Annotated in this window: 5 protein-coding genes and 1 pseudogene; 1 reads left to right on the top strand and 5 read right to left on the bottom strand. The window is 60.6% G+C overall.

All coding sequences use genetic code 11. The features are described 5' to 3' along the window. The 3 genes from P3C39_RS31575 to P3C39_RS31565 all read right to left on the bottom strand — a co-directional run. Positions 1-188, bottom strand: a 188-nt coding sequence (locus P3C39_RS31575) for a hypothetical protein (protein ID WP_275955075.1), incomplete at its 3' end; no start/stop codon positions are given. Next, a complete protein-coding gene (locus tag P3C39_RS31570; RefSeq protein WP_275955074.1) occupies positions 185-1,540 on the bottom strand; it encodes an NAD(P)-dependent oxidoreductase in 1,356 nt (451 codons plus the stop codon). The genes P3C39_RS31575 and P3C39_RS31570, both read right to left, overlap by 4 nt. A 342-nt stretch (positions 1,541-1,882) precedes the next feature. Then, the gene (locus tag P3C39_RS31565) at positions 1,883-2,233 is read right to left on the bottom strand and encodes a UvrD-helicase domain-containing protein (RefSeq protein WP_245465695.1); all 351 of its coding nucleotides are present in this window, start codon (positions 2,231-2,233) and stop codon (positions 1,883-1,885) included. Between the two features lie 54 nt (positions 2,234-2,287). On the opposite strand from P3C39_RS31565, the gene P3C39_RS31560 reads away from it, so the two are divergent. Further along, positions 2,288-2,452 carry a hypothetical protein gene (locus P3C39_RS31560; RefSeq protein ID WP_245462025.1) on the top strand — a complete coding sequence of 55 codons (165 nt, stop codon included), beginning with the start codon at positions 2,288-2,290 and terminating at the stop codon, positions 2,450-2,452. 1,012 nt (positions 2,453-3,464) lie between these two features. Here P3C39_RS31560 and P3C39_RS32975 read toward each other — a convergent pair. Next, positions 3,465-3,808 (bottom strand): annotated as a pseudogene (locus P3C39_RS32975) (OB-fold nucleic acid binding domain-containing protein); the annotation flags it as partial. Between the two features lie 303 nt (positions 3,809-4,111). Beyond that, positions 4,112-6,025, bottom strand: a complete 1,914-nt coding sequence (locus P3C39_RS31555) for a potassium transporter Kup (RefSeq protein ID WP_275955073.1) — start codon at positions 6,023-6,025, stop codon at positions 4,112-4,114. Positions 6,026-6,795 lie beyond the last annotated feature (770 nt).

Raw genomic sequence — 6,795 nt, 5'->3', positions numbered from 1 at the left:
CGTGCCCGCCAGTTCCGCAACAATCGCCGGCCCGCAGTATTCATCCCGGCCGACATCCAACTCGTAGGAACTTGCCCATTCACGATAAAAGCGTGCCAAGCGATCGACGTCGCCGTCGAGCGCATGGAATCCTTGATGCGTTTGCGTGCGGCTTGCTCCAGTGCGGTCCGCTGATCGAGGGTATTCATGTCAATTCCTCCGTATAGGGGCAAATTAGGTGCGGTACAGTTCTCATCGGCGGCGCAATTGCCGCGGCTGGTTTTATAAGCGGTTCGTTGCTGTATTGCTGAGCATGGGTATCCGACCATGCGGAGGCGCCTACGCTCCAGGTAATAACGTCGCAGATCAGAGCATCGCTCAGGCCCATGCCGCGCCCAAGATCAAACGCCTCGTCAAGGATCAGGCGATTGACGTGGGTGAGTTCGCCGACCAGCGACCTGAGCAAACGAATCTGGATGTCACTGAGTGGGACGTCGCCGAGCGGAAACACGTGCTCACGCTTCGGTTTGATCCGTCCGACGGGATCGGTAAGGAATTCCTGGTCCGGCGGATGCGCGGAGTCGGCACCGTATTTGGATGGCGCGCGGTAGCCCGGCACTTTTAGTCGAACGCCGAAGACCACCTCCGCCAGTTCGACGACACGCAGATGGCTGTCGTATCGGTCGAACTTCCGTCCCGCCTCGCAATAGCGCCTTTCGACCGCGCGCCCGATCGGCAATCCCACGCCGAGTTCGTCCGCCAGCTGGACGGTCAAGCCCATGTCCTTCACCGTGATCTCCAAAGTGCAAGAGCGATCGTAGCTGCCATCCAGGAGAAATGGGACGAACTGCTCGACTGCAACGGAGTTTGCGGGCGACGCGACAAACTTACGCCACGCCTGCTGCGCTGGAACGCCCTCGCGCACACTTCGGCAGAGCGCATGGCCGCTTGCAACAGCCGCAGCGTAAAAGAGTAGATTCGTCAGTAATTTGACTGATTGGCCCTGACCGATGTCTCCGACATGGAAGGAGATGGATCCCATGATTTGCAACACCTTCCCGCAACGCTCATAGGCCTCCGGTGGCCCGCCGACGAAGAAGCTGACATTGGCGAAATCGACTCCCATGTGGGACAGGTTGCTCACGGGCGCTTCCAGCGAATGCACGCTAATTGCTGCCGCCCGGCGGGCGATCTCGATCGTATTGTGGTAGTCGGTAGTGGACGTATCGATCCATACGCTCCCCGGTGCCATTCCGGCCAAAGCGCCTTGCTCGCCAGTCATGTTGTCAAAGACGTCGTGTGGCAGCGGCAGGCAGGTAATGACGATCTCGCAATCGCGCGCCGCGTCGCGTGGTGCGTCATGCCACCGTGCTCCCTTTTCGACCACGTCTTTCGCAGCCGCGGGATCGATGTCGTAGACGTCCACCTGATAGCCCGCATGCAGGAGCTTTGCGATCATTGGTCGCCCCATGCTGCCCGTACCAATGAATCCTACGCGTTCAACGTTGCGGAAATGAGCGGCGCTTACAGCCTCTGCGGCACACACTTGGGTTCCTTTCATAAGTACAGTCGCGCTATTTTATTGGTTTGCGCGCCAAAAGAGGACCTTATCAAGGCAATAAAACACCGGGCTTACGGTAGAAGCAAGGGGAATATATGTGAAAACTGTTTACATTTTTATTTCAACCTTACTTCACTTTGTTGGCGGCAAGTTCGCAATTGGCAATCGTATAAGAGTGCGGGTAGGGCAACGGATCGCTCGCATCTTGCGCACCGAGCCATGACGTGAGTCTGGTGGGCGTCCAAGCGCCGGTTTGGCCCTTAAAGGTCGCCGAGCGTGATGAAATTCACGCTGAGTCGGCGCCCCGATGTGGTTCGACAGCGCTGGGTACATCGCCGCTTCTCAAATGTGTGGAACTTCTGCAAGCTGGGGCGGGCGTCCTTCAACCTCCTTAATGATGCCCCGTCCAAGCGGTGAAACGTCGTGACGCGGGACTCCAGCGCGCTTTCCTCGATGTAGCTGTCCTGCGATCCCGGTCTTGAGTTCATCTGCTGCGCTCTTATTGAAGGCCAGAAGCAGGATCTCATCGGGCCGGTAGAGCTGCCTCTCCAGGACATTGGCCACCTTGCAGACCCTGGTCGCGGATTTGCCCGACCCGGCCGAGGCGACGAGCAGATTGTTGTCCTCCAGGCGGATACATGCATCGCGTTGCTGATCGAAAAAGGAGTCGAAAAATGGCTGGAATTTGCGCACTCCGCGGCAACGAACGCTTCATTGTAGGCGTGGCGAACCCCCGGGTCAGTCAGCATGGCGAACGAAGCCGGCAGGGACGCCTTGAGCCCGGCCGGCGATGCCGGCGACGGTCCATTTGGCGACCGGATCGTAGGCGGTGAAGTGCTTGACGGCCTTGCCGGGGCGAGATTGACGAAGACGGTGTCGATCGGACGATCTGGCCGGGCCATTTCGACTTGAGGCCCTTGGGCAGGCGTCTGGCGTAGCGCTTGCCGACAAGGCGGAAGCGTCGGCCACCGGGCTTGCGGCGCAAGGTCGGGACCGGCATGACTAGACCGCGCCGCATCAGGCTGGTGAAGATGCGGCCGATGGTGGAGATTGAGACCGCAACGGCCTCCGCGGCGGATCAGCCAGGCCAGCTTTCGCTTGCCCCACATCGGTTTGTCGCCGCGCAACTCCTCGACGGCTTGCACCAGCGCCGGGCTCCATTGCGGCCGGCGAACCCGGCGCGGCGGCGATCTGGGTTCGGGCTGTTTGGCCCAGCGGTAGAGGGAGGCGCGCGAGGCACCAACGGCTTTGGCCGCGTCACCGGCCGACAGGCCGGCGGCGCGTGCGCTTTGCCAGCGCCTCGAGATCACCGCCGAGCAGGTGGGCGCCGGGACCACTTCGATGTTACATCGCCGTTCCGTCGACGCTCGGGTGGAACGGCCTCCCGGCCAACGGCCGCCGGCCCCGAGGCAGGGCTCATCGAGATGATACGACCGCCTTGGAACAAGATGGGGTAGAGCAGATGAAGCGTTGGCAGCGTGTCTCCATCGACGCGAGCGGGGAGGATGGGATCACGATTCATTCGCATCACGCGCGGCCGCAAGGGCGACGCCATGGCTACGTAGGAATCGTTGAAGTGGTTTGAGCTGGACAGTCACAAATACACCGGTTACGCCCCGGCTCAGGAAACGGGGCGGCGTCCAGCGGTGGAGGTGCTCGATGACTTAAAAAGGTGCGGGCAGTCGTTGCGCTTGAGAGCGACGACATTTGGGATCCGGCACGGGGTGACCTGCTGCCAATCGGCAGTTAACAGGGTCCGACAAAAAGTGTGCACAACATGCTGCTGAAGTGGCCTCCGGAGGCGCTGCCGGAAGTTACGCGTCTTGACCTTGATATGGTCGATATGGTCATACTGCATCGACGATGTCGCGCCCCTTCGGCATGCCGCGCGGATCAATGCCCGATCCGCCGTGATGAGCCTCGTCCCTCGGCTGTGCGGCAACGGAAAAGGCGTCTTGCGGTTTCCCACGCTGGCCAGCCCAGCCGACAGATCGGTCAGCTCGTGGGCGACGAGGTGCACCACCTCCTCTTCCGTCGGATGCGTCCACGGACGCCGAGCATGGCCGAAGCAAGAAGCACGCGCCGGAATTTCTCGAGAGATCTTGGCCCAGACGACGACGTTTGCCGCACCCGTCTCATCCTCCAGAGGAACATGAAGCCTTTGGCCGAGCCCGGCCGCTGCCGGACCAGCACCAGGCCGGCGGCCTCGAGCCAGCTTCTGCCTCGCGCCTGCATAGCATCCTGACAGGTCACGGTGCGGCGCCGGTTAGGCGGCACGCCGATTTTGGCAACGCTAGCCTGTGAACTGGAGAATGAAAGTCGGACTTGCGGCACATCGATTACGTTCAAATGATAAGTGCTGCCCGGCGAAGTCGTTTCAGCGCATCTCGACTGATGGGTCGGCAAGACAATGCGGAACGGAAATTATCGCAGGCGTAAAGGACGGCTTTCGGGGCCGGAAGCTTCGGGCCTGGAACCGGACCCCAGTTTGGCGCAAGCATCGTGGCCTCCGCCCGGTCAGGCATTCACCGGCTCCCGAAATGCCAATTGATTCTGCTTAACCGGGCATGCCTAAACGGCCACTTGCGTTCCGATCTCGACCACACGTCCGGTCGGGATCTGGAAATACTCGGTCGCGTCGGCGGCCGTGCGCGCCAAGCCGATGAACAGCTTGTCCTGCCACACCGGCATGCCGGAGTTGGGTGACGCCTTGAGCGAGCGACGCGACAGGAAGAAGGACGTCGTCATGATGTCGAACTTCCAACCCTGCTTGCGGTAGATCGCCAGCGCACGCGGGATGTTAGGCTGTTCCATGTAGCCGAAGGTCAGTGTCACGCGCATGAATAGCTCATTGATCGTTTCCATCTTGATCCGGTCGCTGTCGGGCACCACGGGCTGCTGCGCCGTCACCACAGAGAGGATGACGTTCTGTTCGTGCAGCGCCTTGTAGTGCTTCAGGCTGTGTATCAGTGCGGTTGGCGCACTGGCGGGATCACTGGTCAGGAACACGGCCGTACCGGACACCAGCTGCGGTTTCTTCTTCAACAGATTGCCCGCAAGGAAATCGAGCGGAATCTCGTTCCTGCGCGTCTTGTCGAATAGATACCTGCTGCCTCTTATCCAAGTCCACATGGTCATCACGATCACTGCGGCAATGGCAAGCGAGGCCCAGCCGCCTTCGAATACCTTGACGATATTAGCTGCAAAGAAGCCGGTATCGATCAAGACGAACACCGCCATTAAGGCTATCGCGACGCCGAGCGGCCATTTCCAGATGCGCGTCATCACAACAAAAAGCAGTATGTTCGTCACCAGCATATTGCCGGTCACCGAAATACCGTAGGCCGAGGCCAGCCGGCTGGATTCGCCGAAGCCGACCACCAGCAGCATCACCACCAGCGCCAGCATCAGGTTGATGCGCGGCAGATAGATCTGGCCCGACTGTTTTTCCGACGTGTGCTGGATGACGAAACGCGGCAGCATGTTGAGCTGTACCGCTTGCCTGGTCAGCGAAAAAGCGCCGGAGATCACCGCCTGGCAGGCGATCACGGTCGCCGCCGTGGCAAGCACGACCATCGGAATAAGCGTCCAGCCCTGGTTCATCTCGAAGAACGGATGACCGACAACGCCGCCATTTGCCAGCACGAAGGCGCCTTGCCCGACATAATTGAGCAACAGACAAGGGAACACGATCGCCAGCCAGGCGAGCACGATCGGCTTGCGGCCGAAATGGCCGAGGTCGGCGTAGAGCGCCTCGGCTCCGGTGACGGCGAGGAAGACTGCACCAACCGTAACGAAGGCGACGTCAGGCGAGTTGACCAGGAACGACACGATGTAATGCGGGCTGATTGCCAGCAGGATTTCCGGATCGTCCATGATGTGGTTGAGCCCGAAAAGGCCGATGGCCAGGAACCACAGCGCGGTAACGGGTCCGAACACCAATCCTACGCCGCCGGTGCCAAACCGCTGTACCGCAAACACGATCGCCAGGATGGCCAGTGTCAGCGGCACCACATAGGGCTGGAACGTCGGCGTGACGACATTCATACCTTCGACCGCCGACAGTACCGAGATTGCCGGCGTAATGACGGCGTCGCCAAAAAAAAGCGCCGCGCCGACGATGCCGAGGATCACCGCCGAGCGGGTCGGGAAACTGTTGCGCGCCAACGCCATCAGCGACAGCACCCCGCCCTCGCCGCGATTGTCGGCACGGAGCACGAACATGATGTACTTGATGGTGACGGTGATCGTCAGCGACCAGATGATCAGCGAGAGTACGCCGAGGATGTCGCCACGGTTGGCGACGTTGCCACCGGCCGATGCGTGCAACGCCTCGCGAAATGCATAGATCGGGCTGGTGCCTATATCGCCATAAACGACACCTAGTGCGCCCAACATCAGCGCCTTGGTGCTGTGCTGCTCGACCTCAGAATGGCTCGATTGTTCGACAGGTTCTGCCTCGTTACCAGCATTGGTAAGGGCCATGGACGACACTCCGATAAGCGCGCGGTGCTCTACGCTTGCTGCACTGCAATATCAAGTTCCGTCACGTAATGTCTGCCGTCTCGCCTGTCGTTGCTCGCCTTGGTAGACTCGCCAGCCCGCAGCCCTACCGAGCAGCAATAGCGCCCCGGCAGAACCCTCAATCGCCCAGATCAATGAATGGTTATCGCCCACAGTGCCCCCCCGCGATGCGGCCGATGGCGACCAGGGTGTCGTGGGCGCACAAGGATGGCGCTTTCCTGATGACGCCGTGCTCCAGGTGTGATCGCACCGTTGCTGCGCAAGCCATTTACTTGCTCGTCCCAGCGAGGACCGTGGCCAACTGGAACGCAGGGCCACGCCGCTCACCGGCCGCACTTTGCGGCGCAGATAACGATTCGATCTCCGCGGCGAGATTCTGGTTGAAGAAGCCACCAAGCTTGTCGAAGGACACACGGTCGTAATATCGACATGCCAGTATCCGCAACCCAGAAAAAGCTCCTTGGGCTCCGCTGCGCGCGCCACGAACAACCCGATCTTCTCTGCGAAGAGGACGCCGTAATCCTTCAGGTTGAAGCCAAACCGGGGGGCGGCCGTGACGTATGGGCGAAGGGCTAGGAGGCGGGTTCGGTGAGGAACGGCATTGATGTCCACGCCGTCTCCTGGAAAGACAGAGGAATGCGGTGTCACCGACTGGCGCCGGAGGTTGATCCGGTGATTAGGAGGAGCACTCGTTGTCGGATTCTCGACGATGTCGGACATCTGACACAACG

It is taken from the genome of Mesorhizobium sp. XAP4 (assembly GCF_029269325.1).
Classification (GTDB): Bacteria; Pseudomonadota; Alphaproteobacteria; order Rhizobiales; family Rhizobiaceae; genus Mesorhizobium; species Mesorhizobium ciceri.
This window is presented reverse-complemented; position numbering and strand designations above follow the sequence as displayed.

What these genes read in the sequence shown, in the direction of transcription:
- P3C39_RS31570 (WP_275955074.1), bottom strand. Translation starts at nt 1,540, where the DNA reads ATGAAAGGAACCCAAGTGTGTGCCGCAGAGGCTGTAAGCGCCGCTCAT.
- P3C39_RS31555 (WP_275955073.1), bottom strand. Translation starts at nt 6,025, where the DNA reads ATGGCCCTTACCAATGCTGGTAACGAGGCAGAACCTGTCGAACAATCG.
- P3C39_RS31560 (WP_245462025.1), top strand. Translation starts at nt 2,288, where the DNA reads ATGGCGAACGAAGCCGGCAGGGACGCCTTGAGCCCGGCCGGCGATGCC.